Source organism: Phytomonospora sp. NPDC050363, from assembly GCF_040655735.1.
Lineage (GTDB): Bacteria > Actinomycetota > Actinomycetes > Mycobacteriales > Micromonosporaceae > Phytomonospora.
In genome coordinates this window covers 389,248-404,368 of the sequence record NZ_JBFAKK010000006.1, presented here as the reverse complement: position 1 = coordinate 404,368, position 15,121 = coordinate 389,248, and the positions used below count along the sequence as shown (strand labels likewise).

17 protein-coding genes and 1 riboswitch are annotated in these 15,121 nt (G+C 71.0%); of the genes, 6 read left to right on the top strand and 11 right to left on the bottom strand.

The genetic code is table 11. The features are described from left to right. The first annotated feature begins 271 nt into the window (after positions 1-271). Positions 272-2,992, top strand: a complete 2,721-nt coding sequence (locus AB0I28_RS19140; protein ID WP_357494944.1) for a BTAD domain-containing putative transcriptional regulator — start codon at positions 272-274, stop codon at positions 2,990-2,992. 32 nt (positions 2,993-3,024) lie between these two features. Here AB0I28_RS19140 and AB0I28_RS19135 read toward each other — a convergent pair whose 3' ends face one another. From AB0I28_RS19135 to AB0I28_RS19105, 7 genes are all read right to left on the bottom strand, one after another. After that, positions 3,025-3,237 carry a hypothetical protein gene (locus AB0I28_RS19135; RefSeq protein WP_357494943.1) on the bottom strand — a complete coding sequence of 71 codons (213 nt, stop codon included), beginning with the start codon at positions 3,235-3,237 and terminating at the stop codon, positions 3,025-3,027. Positions 3,238-3,343: 106 nt separating this feature from the next. After that, positions 3,344-3,601 carry a Smr/MutS family protein gene (locus tag AB0I28_RS19130; protein WP_357494941.1) on the bottom strand — a complete coding sequence of 86 codons (258 nt, stop codon included), beginning with the start codon at positions 3,599-3,601 and terminating at the stop codon, positions 3,344-3,346. 129 nt (positions 3,602-3,730) lie between these two features. Then, positions 3,731-4,699, bottom strand: coding sequence for a hypothetical protein (locus tag AB0I28_RS19125; protein WP_357494939.1), 969 nt, complete (start codon positions 4,697-4,699; stop codon positions 3,731-3,733). A gap of 2 nt (positions 4,700-4,701) precedes the next feature. Then, on the bottom strand, positions 4,702-5,004 hold the full coding sequence (locus AB0I28_RS19120; protein ID WP_357494937.1) for a hypothetical protein: 303 nt from the start codon (positions 5,002-5,004) through the stop codon (positions 4,702-4,704). A 148-nt stretch (positions 5,005-5,152) separates the two neighbouring features. After that, positions 5,153-5,764: a hypothetical protein gene (locus AB0I28_RS19115; RefSeq protein WP_357494935.1), complete on the bottom strand. Its 612-nt coding sequence runs from the start codon at positions 5,762-5,764 to the stop codon at positions 5,153-5,155. A gap of 8 nt (positions 5,765-5,772) precedes the next feature. After that, complete coding sequence (locus AB0I28_RS19110; RefSeq protein WP_357494933.1) at positions 5,773-7,026, bottom strand: hypothetical protein; 1,254 nt, start codon at positions 7,024-7,026, stop codon at positions 5,773-5,775. A gap of 165 nt (positions 7,027-7,191) precedes the next feature. Beyond that, positions 7,192-7,839 carry a flavin reductase family protein gene (locus tag AB0I28_RS19105; RefSeq protein WP_357494931.1) on the bottom strand — a complete coding sequence of 216 codons (648 nt, stop codon included), beginning with the start codon at positions 7,837-7,839 and terminating at the stop codon, positions 7,192-7,194. Positions 7,840-7,948: 109 nt separating this feature from the next. Between AB0I28_RS19105 and AB0I28_RS19100 the strand changes: the two genes are divergently transcribed. Beyond that, positions 7,949-8,626, top strand: coding sequence for a hypothetical protein (locus tag AB0I28_RS19100; protein WP_357494929.1), 678 nt, complete (start codon positions 7,949-7,951; stop codon positions 8,624-8,626). Here AB0I28_RS19100 and AB0I28_RS19095 read toward each other — a convergent pair. After that, complete coding sequence (locus AB0I28_RS19095; protein ID WP_357494927.1) at positions 8,619-9,479, bottom strand: DNA-formamidopyrimidine glycosylase family protein; 861 nt, start codon at positions 9,477-9,479, stop codon at positions 8,619-8,621. The genes AB0I28_RS19100 and AB0I28_RS19095 overlap by 8 nt on opposite strands. 19 nt (positions 9,480-9,498) lie before the next feature. Continuing rightward, complete coding sequence (locus AB0I28_RS19090) at positions 9,499-10,611, bottom strand: MBL fold metallo-hydrolase (protein ID WP_357494925.1); 1,113 nt, start codon at positions 10,609-10,611, stop codon at positions 9,499-9,501. A 189-nt stretch (positions 10,612-10,800) separates the two neighbouring features. Further along, positions 10,801-10,947, top strand: a riboswitch (cyclic di-AMP (ydaO/yuaA leader). 7 nt (positions 10,948-10,954) lie between these two features. Here AB0I28_RS19090 and AB0I28_RS19085 point away from each other — a divergent pair. The 4 genes from AB0I28_RS19085 (at position 10,955) to AB0I28_RS19070 (ending at position 13,976) form a co-directional block, all read left to right on the top strand. Beyond that, entirely contained in the window at positions 10,955-11,956 is a 1,002-nt protein-coding gene (locus tag AB0I28_RS19085) for a hypothetical protein (protein ID WP_357494923.1), read from the top strand. Between the two features lie 96 nt (positions 11,957-12,052). After that, entirely contained in the window at positions 12,053-12,421 is a 369-nt protein-coding gene (locus AB0I28_RS19080) for a hypothetical protein (protein ID WP_357494921.1), read from the top strand. A 67-nt stretch (positions 12,422-12,488) separates the two neighbouring features. Next, a complete protein-coding gene (locus tag AB0I28_RS19075; RefSeq protein WP_357494919.1) occupies positions 12,489-13,094 on the top strand; it encodes a DUF305 domain-containing protein in 606 nt (201 codons plus the stop codon). Positions 13,095-13,214: 120 nt separating this feature from the next. After that, positions 13,215-13,976, top strand: coding sequence for a dienelactone hydrolase family protein (locus AB0I28_RS19070; RefSeq protein ID WP_357494917.1), 762 nt, complete (start codon positions 13,215-13,217; stop codon positions 13,974-13,976). 21 nt (positions 13,977-13,997) lie between these two features. Here the strand turns inward: AB0I28_RS19070 and AB0I28_RS19065 are convergent, their stop codons facing one another. Both AB0I28_RS19065 and AB0I28_RS19060 read right to left on the bottom strand, forming a co-directional pair. Next, positions 13,998-14,588, bottom strand: a complete 591-nt coding sequence (locus tag AB0I28_RS19065; RefSeq protein ID WP_357494914.1) for a 3'-5' exonuclease — start codon at positions 14,586-14,588, stop codon at positions 13,998-14,000. Positions 14,589-14,631: 43 nt separating this feature from the next. Continuing rightward, positions 14,632-15,120 carry a glutathione peroxidase gene (locus AB0I28_RS19060; protein WP_357494912.1) on the bottom strand — a complete coding sequence of 163 codons (489 nt, stop codon included), beginning with the start codon at positions 15,118-15,120 and terminating at the stop codon, positions 14,632-14,634. Position 15,121 lies beyond the last annotated feature (1 nt).

The window sequence follows — 15,121 nt, the reverse complement described above, 5'->3', positions numbered from 1 at the left end:
GCCGGTGTCTCGACCTGCATCCGCTGCGCGGCTGAGCCGGCCGCCGGAATAGGCCGTGCCCTGGTGCGCGGTACGCCCGGAGCCAGGAGACCCGCTGAGCGCGGGCCGACTCCCCGGCACTGTCGGAGTCGGAGACGGACGTGGGCCACCCGTCCCTGGTGTGACCTCGGTCGGCGGTGTCGGAGGCGGTTAACCTTGTGGGGTCTACTGTGGTGCGATCCCGCCCGATCGCGTCCTCGCGCAGGATCAGTGCGCGCGAGCGTGCGCGGAGGTGTCTGTCGTTTTGATCCAGATCCGGATGCTGGGTCCCTGGGAAGTGCGCGTCGAAGGCCGGTCGATCGAACTGTCGAACCGGTTGCGGGTGGTCCTTGCGGCACTGGCGATGTCGGCGGGACGGCCGGTGCCCGTCGACCATCTGATCGTGATGCTCTGGGACGGCGATGACCCGGGCCTTCGTCCGCGGCGGACCGTGCAGACCTACATCGCACGGCTGCGGCGGGCGATCGGGGCCGCGACGATCATCAGCCACCCCGCGGGCTACATCCTCGACGCAGCCCTCGTGGACGTCGACGCGCTGCGGTTCACCGCGCTGGTCGGCGCCGGCGATCCGGGGCGCGAGCGCGAGAACCTGGCCGAGGCCGCCGGCCTGTGGCGCGGCGTGCCCTTCGAAGGACTTGACCCGGCGCGGCTGCACGAGGTCTACGGGGCGGCGCTGATCGAGCGGCGACTGGCGGCCGTCGAGCGGCGCGTCGATCTCGACATCCGCGACGGGGACCCGGCCGAGTGCGTCGCCGAACTCCTGGAACTGACGGCCCTGCACCCTTCACGCGAGTCACTGTGGGCACGGCTGCTCGACGTCCTGCGCCGCTGCGGTCGCCACGCGGAGGCGCTGGAGAGGTACGAAACGGTCCGGCGCCACCTCGCCGAGGAGCTCGGCGCCGACCCCGGCGGCGAACTCCGCGCGATCCACGCGGCCCTCCTCGCAGGACAGGACCCTGGGGTGCCCGCGCGGCACCGGGCGCCGGACGTCGTGCCGCGCCAGCTGCCACCCGACCTGGCCGGTTTCACCGGCCGCCGTGACGCACTCGGCCTCCTCGATCCCCACCTGTCGACGTCGGCGGCAATGCCGTTGCTCACGATCACCGGACCGCCCGGTGTCGGCAAGACCACCCTTGCCGTCCACTGGGGACACCAGGTGGCCGCGCGGTTCCCGGACGGCCAGCTCTACGCCGACCTGCGCGGTCACGCGCCATCCGGCCGGCCCCGCCGCGCCGCCGAGGTGGTCGGCGGGTTTCTCGAAGCCCTCGGGGTCCGGCTGCGCGACGCGCCGGTGGCCGAGGACGCCCGATTCGCCCTCTACCGCAGCCTCCTCGCCGATCGCAGCGTCCTCGTCGTGCTAGACAACGCGCGTGAAGCCGAGCAGGTGCGCCGACTGCTTCCCGGTTCGGCGCGGTGCCTGACCGTCGTGACCAGCCGGGAACGGCTCACCGGACTGATCGCCGTCAACGGTGCGCGCCCGGTGGTCCTCGACGTGCTCTCCGCCGGCGAGGCTAGAAGCTTCCTCGAAAGGCGACTGGGCACCGGGCGCGTGCGCGCCGAGCCCGAGGCGACCACTCGCGTCATCGGTCATTGCGCACGACTGCCGCTCGCGCTGGCCGTCGCGGCCGCGCGAGCAGCCTTGCGTCCCCGCCTTCCGATGGCGTCGATGGCCAGTGAACTCGAAAGCGGCCCCGGGCTCGACGGCTTCGCCGACAACGACCTCCCCGGCGACGTCCGCTCGGTGTTCTCCTGGTCCTACCATCCCCTCAGCCCAGCGGCGGCGCGCCTGTTCCGGCTGCTGGGGACACTGTCCGGGACCGATGTCAACGCCGTCGCCGCCGCGAACCTGGCGGGCGTCGCGGAGTCAGAGGCACATCCGCTGCTGCGGGAACTCACCGCCGCCGCACTGCTCGCCGACGACGGTGGCCGCTACCGCCACCACGACCTGTTGCGCGTCTACGCCGCCGAACGGTCTCGCGCCGAGGACACCGACTCGGAGCGCCGGGCCGCCCTCGGGCGCCTCCTCGACCACTATCTGCGGTGGGCCGACGCGGCCTCCCGCGCTCTGGACCCGAACCGCGAACCGGTGACCGCCGACGTCGCGGCCATGACCGGCCGGGAAGAGGCACTCGCCTGGTTCGCCACCGAATATGACAACCTCCAAGCCGCCACCGTGCACGCCGGGGCCTCCGGGTTCCCCGGCCACGCACGTGATCTGGCCTGGACCCTGCTGCCGTACCAGTCGCTGCGAGGCCGCTGGGACGATGCCGTGGCCGCGCACCTGGCCGCCGTCGGCGCGGTCGGCGACCGGCCCGATCCCGTCCGCGACGCCGTCATCCACGCCCGGCTCGCCCGCCTGCACGCGATGCTGGAGAACGAGATCGCGGCCCGCCGGGAGATCTCCGCGGCGCTGAACCTGGTCGAGGGCGCCGGTCCCGATGCGCGCGGCACTGTCGATCAGCACGCGGCCCAGGTCTACGACCTGCTGGGGGATCACGAGTCGGCGCTGAGGCACGCCGAGAGCGGGCTGGCGCGCGTGCGCGGGCGCGCGCACCTGGAAGCGCGGGCCCTGAACCAGGTCGGCTGGTTCCAGGCCAACCTGGGCGACCTGGACGCCGCCGCGCTGAGCTGCGGCGAGGCGCTGGCCGTCAACCGCGTGCTGGGCAACCGACTCGGCGAAGCGTCCACATTGCACAGTCTCGGCCTGGTGCACCGCCGGCGCGGCGACCTGCAGGAGGCCGCGCGGTACTACGCCGAGGCGGCCGAGTGCTACCGGGGCCAGGACGTCAGTTACTCACTGGCCGTGACTCTCCGTGATCTCGGTGAGATGCACGCTCAGCTCGGCCGCACGGCCGGCGCGCGCGCCGCTTGGGAGGAGTCCGCGACGATCTTCGCCGCTCTGGGCCGCTCCGAGGCGCGCGATGTGGAGATCGCCTTGAAGGGCCTGTCCTGACCCGGGGACCGGACGGCCCCCGGGTCGAGGGGTCAGGACTGGTTACACCCGCCGCAGACCCAGGTGGTGCAACTCGTGACGCAGTTGCTCAACGTGGAGCAGGTACGGGTACAGCTCCGCAGGCCGCCGGGGCAGGTGACGTACTTCTGCTCCCGCCAGGTCTGTGGAACGCAGGCGGCCTCAGCACGCCCACCCGGGACGAAGGCGGCGAGCAGACGGTCGGCGATCGCATGCATGTGGCGCATGGTTCTCCCTTCGGTATCCCGCGATTGTTCGGCCGAGCGGCTTCAAAACGGCGACGATCCGGCGTCATCGCAGGTGACGGACCGAGCGGGACTCGCCAGGGCTCGCCTACTTGAACTTGAAGTAGACGAACAGGCGTCCGAAATTCCGAGAGTCCTTGTCGATGCGGTGATACAGGGCCTTGATCTCTTTTTGGTCCAAGAAGCGCAGGACCTTTTTCTTGAGCGCGCCCGACCCCTTGCCCGGGATGATCTCTACGGTCGTGATCTTCTTGCTTATCGCCTCGTCGATGATGTCGCGAAGGGCCCGGTCGATCTGGGTGCCCTTGTTGTAGATGTCGTGGAGGTCGAGCACGAGCTTGGCCATGCCCCCATGATCTCATCGGGGTGGGCGTAGGCGCAGACGGTGAAGTCAGCCTGCGCAGCATGGACCGGCGCCCCCGCAAACCCCGCAGCGGTGGCGGCGGTCCGCCCCCGGACCGCCGCCACGTTCCACCTACTGCGCCCGCGGCGAGCGCAGCACCTGGTAGGCCAGGTCCTCCCACTTGGCGTAGGCGTCGGGATAGGCCGAGCGCTGCACCTTCTGGGCGGCCACGGTCAGGTCGAGGTTCTCCCAGTTCTTCACGCGCTTGAGTTCGTTGTAGAACGCCGTCGACGCGTGGTCGGGGTCCATGCACTCCCGGATCGTCCCCCAGCCCTGACTGGGCCGCTGCTGGAACAGCCCCACCGAGTCGTGGTCCTTGCCGGTCCCCTCGTTGGGCACCGTCAGCGAGTCGGGCATGGTGGTGTTCGCCAGATTGCGAAGGGTGCTCTCCTGCATCGCCGTGGCCAGCGCGATCGCCTGTCCGCGCTCGCTGATGCCCATGCTCTCGCCGACCTTGATGATCGCCTCGGCGTTGGCCATCTGCGCCATGTTCAGGTCGCCGACAGGTGTCCGAGCGCCGCGCGGGACGGTCACCGGCTCGGGCCTGACCTCGGCGAGCTGGGTCTTGGCCTTCTCGTCGGACTCGGTGGCGTGCTGGACGGCCTGGTTGACGTACTCCTGGACCTGACGCGCACGCGATTCGGCCGCCCTGACGGCGGCCGGTGCCGGGTTGGAACCGAGTGCGGCGTAGTTGACACGGACCCTGCCTGCGTCGTTGATGCGGGCGGGGACGTTGGGGACGGCCCCGATCGCCGTGTCGAGGCTCTGCTTGGCCCACCGGAGCTGCTCGACCAGGTTGGTGACGATCGCGTCGACGCGCCCGTACTGGCCGGAGGTGTCCTGGTACTCGGTGGCGTGCCGCCCGATGGCGGTGTCGGCGGCCGTGGCGTCCTCGCCCTGCCAGGCCGAGGCCAGCGCGACCTTCTGCCGCTGAGTCTCGGTGCTGAAGCTCTCCAGCTCGGTCGCCATCTTGCGAGCGGCGTCGGCGTACTCGGTCAGCGGCTCGAAGGTCATGTCGCGAAGGTGCTTGTACTCGACCATGATCAGCGTCCCAGGGCCGGCGTGAGCTGGTCGATGGCGCTCTTCTGGGCGGCGTCGTTGGCCACGTGGTTGTCGGCGGCGGTGATGACGTTCCCGCCGTGCTGCTTCGACGCCGTGGCCAGGTCCGACGTCCGCCGGGTCAGCCTGGTGTTGACCTGCCGGAGGGTCGCGATCGTACCGAGACCCGCGAAGCCCTTCAGCGCGGCCGCCGGACCCGACATCCGGCCGAGGAACGCCTGTGCGTCCTCTCCGACCTGGCGGATCTTCCCGCCGATCTGCCGTACCCGGGTGGGATCAATGTCCATGGACGGTCCTCTCGTCCAGGCGGGACGGCTCCCGCCTGAGGGGGTTCCAACTTGCGAAACACCCTAGAGGGACACAGAGATCAAAGAAAGGGACGACGGCGACTCAACGCCACCGTTCACCATCATGCGGTCGGAAACTCACCCGTGGTCACTGTTCCATCGCCCCCGACAGGATGCGGATGTCAACCCCGGAACCGTCGGCGAAACGCGCCCGGTGGAACCGGACCGGCACGCCCTTGCGCACCGGGCGCTCCACGACCCCCTCGTACCGGAATGCCGTGGCCGGCGCCTCCGCGAGCGGTCTCAGGTCGACCGGCTGCGGCTTGAGGTAACCCGAGGAGTTCGGGTCGGCGAGGTCGACGGCCGGCAGCGGTTTCGCCTCAAGGAAGGCCAGCCGCAGCTCGGTGAGCGCCCAGATTCCCGTCCCGACGGGGCCCGGCGCGGCGAAGCGCACGGCCTCGCAGTCGGCGCGCTCGCCCCACACGATCACCCGGGCGTTGCGGCGCAGCCGCGACGGCGGGTCGCCGCCCCCGAGGATCGCCAGCATGAACACGATCCCCAGACCGCGCAGCACCGCCTTCAGCCCGCGCACGATCCACGGCGCGGGCCGGCGTCCGTCGTCGCCGAGACCCGGAACCTCGACGTAGCACCGCCGGCGCGCGACACCGGCGTAGGCCTCAAGGCCCTCCGAGGGTCCCAGCCACTGCTTCTGCAGCACCCACCTGGCGTCCCGGGCGACGTCGAACGGGCGGTGCGCCATGCTGCTCCCTAGGCGAACTTCGTGAGGTACTTGTTGAGGTTGGCCGCGTTGGCCTCCTCGGTCGACTTGTACGCCTCACCGCAGGAGCGCAACCGCATCGCGTTCCCGTTGTAGGCGCCTTCGATCTCGCCGATGGCCTCCACGAGTCCCTGGCAGGACTCGTTGTAGGCACTCTCGAACCCGAAGGTACCCGGAAGTCCCCAGACGAGTTCGGCCCCGGCCGTCTGCTGTGCGATGTCGCTGATTCCCGACGCGTTCTTCGACAGGCCTTCGAGGGCCGCGGCCATGCCCTCGAACTCGTCGAGGTCGACGGTGATCGCGCCGCCGCCGCCACCGCCGCCCGGCAGTGAGGGCGTGCCCGACGGACCGCCCATGACCGAGTCCTTCGCCGTCGACGTCGCGGTGCCCAGGCCGCCGAGGAGGCCGATGCCGGCCTTGGTCAGCACGGCCTTCCACAGCTTGTACTCGGTGAGGCCGCGAAAGGAGCTCTTGCCGAGGAACTTCATCATCGGGCCGGCGATCGCCTTGAAGATCTTGCTGGCCTGCATGAACTTGTTCATGACCCGGTTGAACATCTGGAAGGACTTCACCGAGGCGGTCAGGATGAACGCGGCCACCGAGGCGCCGAAGGACCACGTGCTGTTGGCCAGCGCCATCAGGCCGCGGGTGATCAGCCAGGACACCAGCTCGGCGAGGATCGACTTGATCACCATGAAGATCGCCTCGGCGAGCGCCTTGGCCCAGCCGAGGAGGGTTTTCACGCTGTGCGCCTCGTGGGAGGCGGCGAGGATGGCGGCGCCGAGCGCGCTGAGCTGGTCGTTGGCCAGCGCGGCGTCCTGTCCCGACCAGCCCTTGAGGCCGTTGCCGACCGCGCTGGAGGTCTCGCCGCTGAGCGCTTCGAGCGCCGAGCCGACCTGGCCCCACACTTCCTGCTGGCGGCCCATCTCGTCGGGGTCGCCCGAGACCATCTCGATGACGTCCTCGAATGGCTGGACGAGTTCGATGACGATGCTCAGGCCCGCGTTGGCCAGCGCGTAGATCGGGTCGCGCATGGCCAGCAGGCCCTCCATGGCCAGCATCTTGATGTCCATCGGGATGGCGGCGGCCGACTTGAGCCGGTCGTCGCCGTTGATGGCGGCGATGATGTCCTCGGCCAGGTTGTAGGTCCCCTTGGCGACCGGCGTTCCCTTGGCGATCGACTCGCCGGTGCCGGGCGTGTCCACAGTGGGGTAGCTGCTGATGTCCGAACCGTGATCTGTCACCGGTCTACTCCTTGGCCGCGCGGGGGTGAGCCGGTCGTGCGGTCGGAGCCGCTGGGGTCGGCCGGACCGGTCGCGAATGGATTGTGCCGTGAGACTAGTCCCGTGGCGCAAACACCCGAGGCGGCGAGCGCCGTCCGTCCTCAGTTGACGGACGGCGCGGCTCGGTCAGACCTTCGCGGGTGCCGGCACGGAGCGCTCGTGCGGCATGTTCCATCCCTCGGCGAGCGCCGACGGGCGCAGGTTCCGGCCGCCGCCGAAGAACTCGCAGAACTTCATGATCAGCGGGTCCCAGCCGACCGGGTCGACGTACTCGGTGCCGGGGATGATCAGTTCCTCGGCGACGTGCGCGCGCACCACGTCGACCACGAAGGTCGTGCAGCTCGGCTCGGGCACGCCGATCGTGTGCGCCTGCTGGAGCACGCACTCCAGCTGGATCGGGCACTCGGCGACGCGCGGGGGAGCGATCAGTCCGGACTCTTGCGGGGTGAGTCCGGCGACGCCGAACTTGTCGGGCTCGAAGCGGTATCCCTTGGCCGCCTTGCCGGCCGGGACGTGCTCGGAGCCGGTGGTCATCGCCAGGCGGTCGACGGCGTCGGCGAGGGTCGAGGGCACGAGGTTGACGACGACCTCGCGTTCGCGCAGGAGGTTGGCGGTGGTGTGGCCGCTGTTGCCCAGCCCCAGTACCGCCGTCTGCCCGAGCCACCACGCCGAGGACATCGGCGCGAGGTTGGCGGTGCCGTCGGGGTTGCGGGTGCTCAGCAGCACGACGGGCGTTCCGTAGTAGTGGACCTTGAGGTCGACTGTCCTGTGCACTGCGTGTCCTTCGATAGTGATCAAGGGGTTCGGTGTTCGACTCTGGCACCGGGCGAGGTCTCCGGCTGGCGGCGATCGGACGTCGCGCTCGAAGGGTTAGCGTGGTGCGATGCGGACTCTCGTGCTCGTGCACAGCCCTCTCGTGGGGCCGTCGGCGTGGCGGCCGGCCGGGGAATCGCTCGCGGCGCGGGGATTCGGCGTCGTCATCGCCTCGCCTCTCGGCGGGCTCGCCGACGGGCCGCCGCTGCACGCCGCGTTCGCCCGCGCGGTCGCCGGTGAGACGCCCGACGGCGCGGTGCTCGTGGTGCACAGCGGCGCGGGCGCGCTGGTCCCGGCGATCGCGGCCGCGGCGGAGGGGAGGGTGACCGGTGCCGTCTACGTCGACGCGCTGCTCCCGCACCCCGGCCGTACCTGGTTCGACACCGCGCCATCCGAGCTGGGCGCGCATCTGCGGGAGTTGGCCGAGGACGGCCTGCTGCCGCCGTGGAACGAGTGGTTCCCGCCGGGCGCGGTCGACGGGCTGCTGCCCGACGCGGGCCCGCGCGCCGACTTCCTGGCCGAGTTGCCCCGCTTGCCGCTGTCCTACTTCGGCGAGACCGCGCCGGAGCACGACGCGCCCTTCCCGGGCGCCTACCTGCGGCTGAGCGATGGGTACGAGGAGCAGGCCGCGGCGGCGGAGGCCTCGTCCTGGCCGGTCGTGCGGGAGGACGCCGACCACCTCGCGGTGTTCACCCGTCCACGCGTGGTCGCCGGCCACGTCGCCGGGCTGGTCGCCGCGATCACTTGAGCAGTTTCGACATCCGGCGGTCGGCGAGCGGTTTCCCGCCCGTCTGGCAGGTCGGGCAGTACTGGAGCGAGGAGTCGGCGAAGGAGACCTCGCGGATCGTGTCGCCGCAGACCGGACAGGGCTGCCCGGTGCGCCCGTGGACCCGCATCGTCTCCTTCTTGTGCGCCTTGAGGTCGCCCGCGGCGAGGTCACCGGCGTCGGCGGTCGCCTCGCGCAGCGTGCCGACCATGGCGTCGTAGAGGTTTCGCACGTCGTTCTCGGTGAGCGTGTTCGCGGTCTTGAACGGCGACATCTTCGCCACGTGCAGGATCTCGTCGGAGTAGGCGTTGCCGATCCCGGCGATGACCTTCTGGTCGCGCAGGAGGCCCTTGATCTGCGTGCGCTTTCCTTTCAGCAGGGCGGCGAACCTCTCGACGGTGAAGCCCTCGGCGAGGGGGTCGGGACCGAGCGCGGCGATGCCGGGCACCTTGGCGGGGTCGTCGACTATGTAGACCGCCAGGCGCTTCTTCGTGCCCTGCTCGGTCAGGTCGAAGCCCGAACCGTCCTCCAGCACGACGCGCAGCGCGACCGGCCCCTTGCCCGGCCCCAGTGGCCGGGGTGGGAGCTTGTCGCGCCAGTGCAGCCAGCCGGCCCGGGCCAGGTGGACGATCAGGTGCGCTCCTCCCAGGTCGAGGTCGAGGAACTTCCCGTGCCTGCCGACGGCCTCGACAGTGCGCCCGTGCAGTGCCGTGGGCGGCGGGTCGTAGGTCTTGAGCACCGAGATCGACGCGACGTCGACCCGCACGACCTCATACCCGCGCGTGCGCGCGGCGAGGAACCGCGCGAGCGCCTCGACCTCGGGCAGCTCCGGCATGCGTCCAGTCTGGCACCGATCAGGCCAGCCCCTGCCACCATCCGTCAGGTTCGGGCGCGTTCGCCACGTCGACGGTCTGGCCCGGCCGGGGCACCGTGAGGGAGATCCCGCGTGCCTTCGCCTCGCGCCACAGGCGGTCGACGGGCTCGCCCCACGCGTGGAACGCGAGGTCGAAAGTGCACCAGTGGACGGGGATGAGCAGCCCGCCGTTGAGGTCGAGGTGGGCCCGGGCGGCGTCCTCGGGCGTCATGTGGATGTCCGGCCAGGCCGGGCTGTAGGCGCCGATCTGGACGAGGGTGGCGTCGAAGGGGCCGTGAGCGGCGCCGATCGCCCGGTAGCCGTCGAAGTAGCCGGAGTCGCCGGTGTAGAACACCCGGTGGCGGGGTCCGGCGATCACCCAGGAGCCCCACAGGCTCGTGTTGCGCTTGAGTCCGCGCCCGGAGAAATGCTGCGCGGCGGTGAGCGTCAGTGTCACGTCGCCGACGGCGTGCGCGTCGTCCCAGTCCATCTCGACGATCCGCTCGGCCGGCACGCCCCAGCTCTCCAGGTGCGCGCCGATGCCCAGCGGGACCAGGAAGGGCGCGGTCCGGTCGCGCGCGATCGCCTTGATCGTGGGCATGTCGAGGTGGTCGTAATGGTCGTGGGAGATGAGCACGGCGTCGATGTGCGGGAGGTCTTCGAGCGCGGCCGGCGAGGGGTGGAGGCGGCGTGGCCCGGTCACCAGGCTGGGGGAGCAGCGGTCGCCCCAGACGGGGTCGAGCAGGACGCGGGTGCCGTCGAGGTCGACGAGCGCCGAGGCGTGCCCGTACCAGGTGACGTGCGCGCCTGGCCCCGGAGCGGGATCGGGCGTCGCGAGCGGCACCGGCAGCAGCGGCTTCGTCGGGGCCTTGTTGGCGCGGCGGTCGCGGATGACCGAGCGGATGCCGGTGATCGTGGCCGCGCCGAGCCCGCCGGCGTTGTGGAAGGCGCCGTCGCGGAACTGCGGTGACGACTCGATGCGCGCGAGGCGTTCGCCGCTCGGCCGCCGGCCGAGGGCGGCGGGAATGTCGCGGAATCGCCATGCCGCGGCACCTGCCGCTGCGGCGGCGGCCGCCAGCGCGATGATCCGGGCGGTGCGTCGGGTGCTCGCCATGGGCGGCTCGCCTTCGTAGTCGGGAACGGTTGTTCAAACCTTATTGACTTCGCTGAGACCGGGCTGAGGATCGCGCCGATCGCACGTTGCGTCACCGTGACCTCTACGAACTCGCCTAGTAGACGGCGGTGCGCTTCCGGTACGGTGGCTGCCAGGCCGCCGGCGACCCGACGCCACGCAGGGCGTCGACGGTGGCCGCCGCCGAATCGCCTCCCGGGGCGAACCGGGGAACCACCTCCTCGTCCCACGGGGAACCGGGGTGAATCCGCGCGAGCGGTAGGGCGACCTTCGGCCCGAACCCGTCAGCTAACCCGGTAGGCGGTGCCGAGTAGAAGGACTACACGTGACCCCACTGTCCGTCCGGCGCCGGTGGCTGCCGTTGACGCTGTTCGCCGTGGCGCTGGTGCTTCTTTCGACCGCGATCCCCGGCACGGCGCTGGCCGACCCCGACGAGGGCGATCTCGACTCCACCCTGGAAAAGGCGATCTCGGACTACATCGAGGCCGAGGAAGAGCTCAAGGCCGCCGAGAAGCGCGAGAAGACCGTCGAGAAGCAGATCAAGAAGAACAAGACCAAGGTGACCGAGCTGAGCGCGCAGGTCGAGCAGATCGCCGCGGCCGCCTATGCGGGCGGCAACCTCAGCTCGGTGACGGCCGTCCTCGGTGCCGAGTCACTCGATCTGGCCATCGACCGGGCCATGATCGTCAACTACCTCGGCGACGAGAGCGCCAAGACGGTCAACCGGCTCGTCGAGACGCGCGAGGAGCTGGCCGCCGAGGAGGAGCTCCTCAAGGAGGAGATCGAGAACCAGACCAAGGCCCTCGGCAAGATGGAGGACGCGCGCAACGCCGCCGCCGACCAACTGGCCGGCAGCGGCGGCAACAACGCGCAGGGTCCGTCGACCGACAACGCGCGCGTGCCCGACCCGGCGCCGCGCAACCCCGACGGGTCCTACCCGGACGAAGGCTGCTCGGTCAACGACTCCACGACCGACTCCTGCATCAGCCCTCGGCTGAAGCACGCGCGCGACCAGGCCACCATCGCCGGGTTCCAGCGCTACGTCTCGTGCTTCCGGGGAGGTGGTGGCGGTGACCATCCGCTGGGGAAGGCCTGCGACTTCTCGGCCGCCCCGGGCGGTTTCAAGTCGGAGGACGCCGGCGGTGGCGACAAGGAGTACGGCGACAGCCTTGCCGGGTGGTTCGTCAAGCACGCCGACCGTCTGGGCGTGAAGTACGTGATCTGGTACCGCCAGATCTGGGAGCGCGGCTTCGGCTGGGGGCCCTACAGCGGCGGCGGCGATCCGGCCTCGGCGCACACCAACCACGTCCACCTCTCGATGATCTGACCCCTCCCTCCCCGCGACATATACGCGTGGGGGGTATAGTCTGGAGCCATACCCGCTAGGGGTATGGCTCCAGGTGCTGTGAGAGGGGTGACGACGGTGCCGAGACTGCTCCTCCTGATCGCCGTCGTTCTCGGACTCGGCTGGATGCACACCATCGGCCACCACGGCGGCGGGCATGCCCCTGTCGCGCACGGCGGCGCCGATCACGTCGTCCACGAGCCGGCCGAGCCGACCGGCGCTTCGCCGACGCTCGCCGCGCCCGCCCCCAGCCCCGCCGTCTCCGTCGAAATGTGCCTCGCCGTGCTCACCGCCGCCGTCCTGGTGGTGGCACTGCTCGCCGTCCGCGTCCGGCGCGCCGACCTCGCCGCCCGGCGACGCCGCACCCCGGCCGCCGCCGGACACGGACCACCCCGTCTCATCCCCCGGGGGCTGGTCATCGCCGAACTGACGGTGCTTCGCATATAGGCCGGCGACCGGGCCGCACGCGGCCACGAGTCACGCCTCGATCCGAACACCGAACAGGAGAAACGACATGAACCGCCTCATCACGCTCCGTCGTGCCCTCATGACGGCGAGCGCCGCGATCGCCGTCCTCGCACTGGCCGCCTGCGGCGCCAAGAGCGACGGCATGGAGGGGATGGACCACGGCGGCGGTCACGAGGAGCCCGCCCCGAGCACCTCGGCCGCCTTCAACAGCGCCGACGTCATGTTCGCCCAGATGATGATCCCGCACCACCGCCAGGCCGTGGAGATGGCCGTCCTCGCCGAGACCCGCGCCCAGGACCCCGAGGTCAAGGCGCTCGCCGCGGCCATCAAGGGCGCGCAGGACCCCGAGATCGCCACCCTCACCGGCTGGCTCACCGCCTGGGGGCAGCCGCTCGAAGCCCCGACCGGACACGGCTCCATGCCGGGGATCCTGTCCGCCGAGGACATGGAGAACCTCGCCGCGGCTTCGGGCACCGCCTTCGACAGGGCCTTCTCGGAGCTGATGATCGCCCACCACGAGGGCGCGATCACGATGGCCGAGGAGGAGAGGGCCAAGGGGCAGAACCCCGACGCCGTCGCACTGGCCGGGACCATCGCCACCGCGCAGACCGCCGAGATCGAGCAGATGCGCGCGATCCTCGCCCGCCTGTAGCGCGGCCGATGACCGTGGGGCCCGCCGGAGTTCCGCCGGGCCCCACGGGTCGGAGCGGTTCGACGCAGCGGTTGCCACCGGGTGTTCCCCTTCGAAGTGGTCCGGTGCTTGGATGGCGCGATGAGGCATCGCACGGAGTGGGGCGTTCGCCGGCGGACGTCGAAGCCTTCCGAGCAGCGCTCGTTCGTGATCCACCGGGCGGGTCCCCGGGTCCCCGGCACCGTCTGGACCCCCGTCGCGCGGCCGGGGCCGGTTCCGCTAGTCCTGCTCGGCCACGGCGGCAGCGGGCACCGGCACAGTGACCGCGTCTCGTCGATGGCGGAGCGGTTCGCACAGGCCGGCTTTGCGGCCGCCGCGATCGACGGGCCCTACCACGGGGATCGGGTGCCGTCTTCACTCACGCCGGCGGAGTACCAGGCGCGGATCGTCGCCGAGGGCATCGGCCGGGTGCTGGACCGCGTCGCCGAGGAGTGGGTCGCCACGCGCGACCTCCTGGTCGACGCAGGGATCGCCGACCGGACGCGCCAGGCCTACTTCGGACTGTCCATGGGCACTCGACTGGGCCTGGCCGCCGCGGCCGCGCTCGCACCGGATCTGAAGTGCGCGGTGTTCGGGAAGTTCGGCACGCGGTCGGCAGCCGGGCTCGACCCCGGCCTGCGAGCTCCGGTCCGCGCCTTGGACGACGCCTCCGGTATCGCCGCTCCGGTGCTCTTCCACCTGCAGTGGGACGACGAGCTCTTCCCGCGCACCGGCCAGCTGGAACTGTTCGACGCCTTCCCGAACCCCGCCAAAGAACTGCACGCCTTCGCAGGACGCCACGGCCGCACTCCGGAGCACGCACCGGACCTCTGGCACGCGTTCATCGAGCGGCACCTGGCCTGAAGGGCCCACCGGCCGCGGCGTCTAGGCCTCCGCCGGGCCGTTCCGGTCCGGCGCCCCCGCCCAGGCACCGCGCTCGACGAGCCGCAGCACCAGTGCGCCGATGTTCCACGCGTCGTCGGCTCCACTGTGGTGCCGGCCCTCCAGCGGCAGACCTGCCACGTTCAGCGCCTGCGCCATGCCCGGCCGCCTGCGCAGTTCGTAGGACTCGCCGAAGACGGCCTTGGCGTTGGTGTGCCGCGAGGAGAAGGGGTACACCGCCGGGCCGCGCCCGCACTGCCGCTCGAACTGCTTGCGGTCGTAGTCGCCCCAGCTCGCCCACGCCCGTGAACGGGCCCGGTGCTCGGAGTCCAGGACCCGGCACGCCTCCTCGAAGGAGACGCCGGATTCGACGTCCTCCTGGGTCAGGCCGGTCAGCTCGGCGCAGAACTCGCTGACCGTCGACCGCGCCGGTCGCACCAGGATCCGGTGCTTGGCGACGCGCTCGCGGGTGCCGAGGTCGACCACGCACAGGCCGATCTCGATGATCTCGTTGACCTGCCCCGGTGGGGCCTGGCCCTGCCAGCAGGTCGCCTCGACGTCGACGACGTTGAGGTATCGCCTCGGGTCCTCCATGGTGGCGCAGACTAGGGGCTCCCGGCCCGCCGGCGCACCGGATTTACCCGGGCAGGCGCGCCTCGATCGCGGCGACGAGTTCGTCCGACTCCGGCGACACGGTGGGCCGGAACCGCCCGACGATCTCCCCTTCGGGCGAGATGAGGAACTTCTCGAAGTTCCACTGGACGTCCCCGGCGGCGCCGTCGGCGTCGGTGGTCGCGGTCAGCTCGGTGTAGAGCGGCTGGCGGTCGTCGCCGTTCACGTCGCCCTTGGCGAACATGGGGAAGGTGACGCCGTAGGTCGCCGAGCAGAACTCCGCGATCTCCTCGGCGCTTCCCGGCTCCTGCCCGCCGAACTGGTTGCACGGGAAGCCCAGGACGCTGAAACCGCGCTCGGCGTAGCGCTCCTGGAGACGTTCGAGACCCCCGTACTGCGGCGTGAGTCCGCACCGGGAGGCGACGTTGACGATCAGCAGTGCCTTGCCCTTGTGGTCGGCGAGCGAGGCCGCCTCGCCGTCGAGGGTCCGCAGCGGGATGTCGTAGAGGTCCATC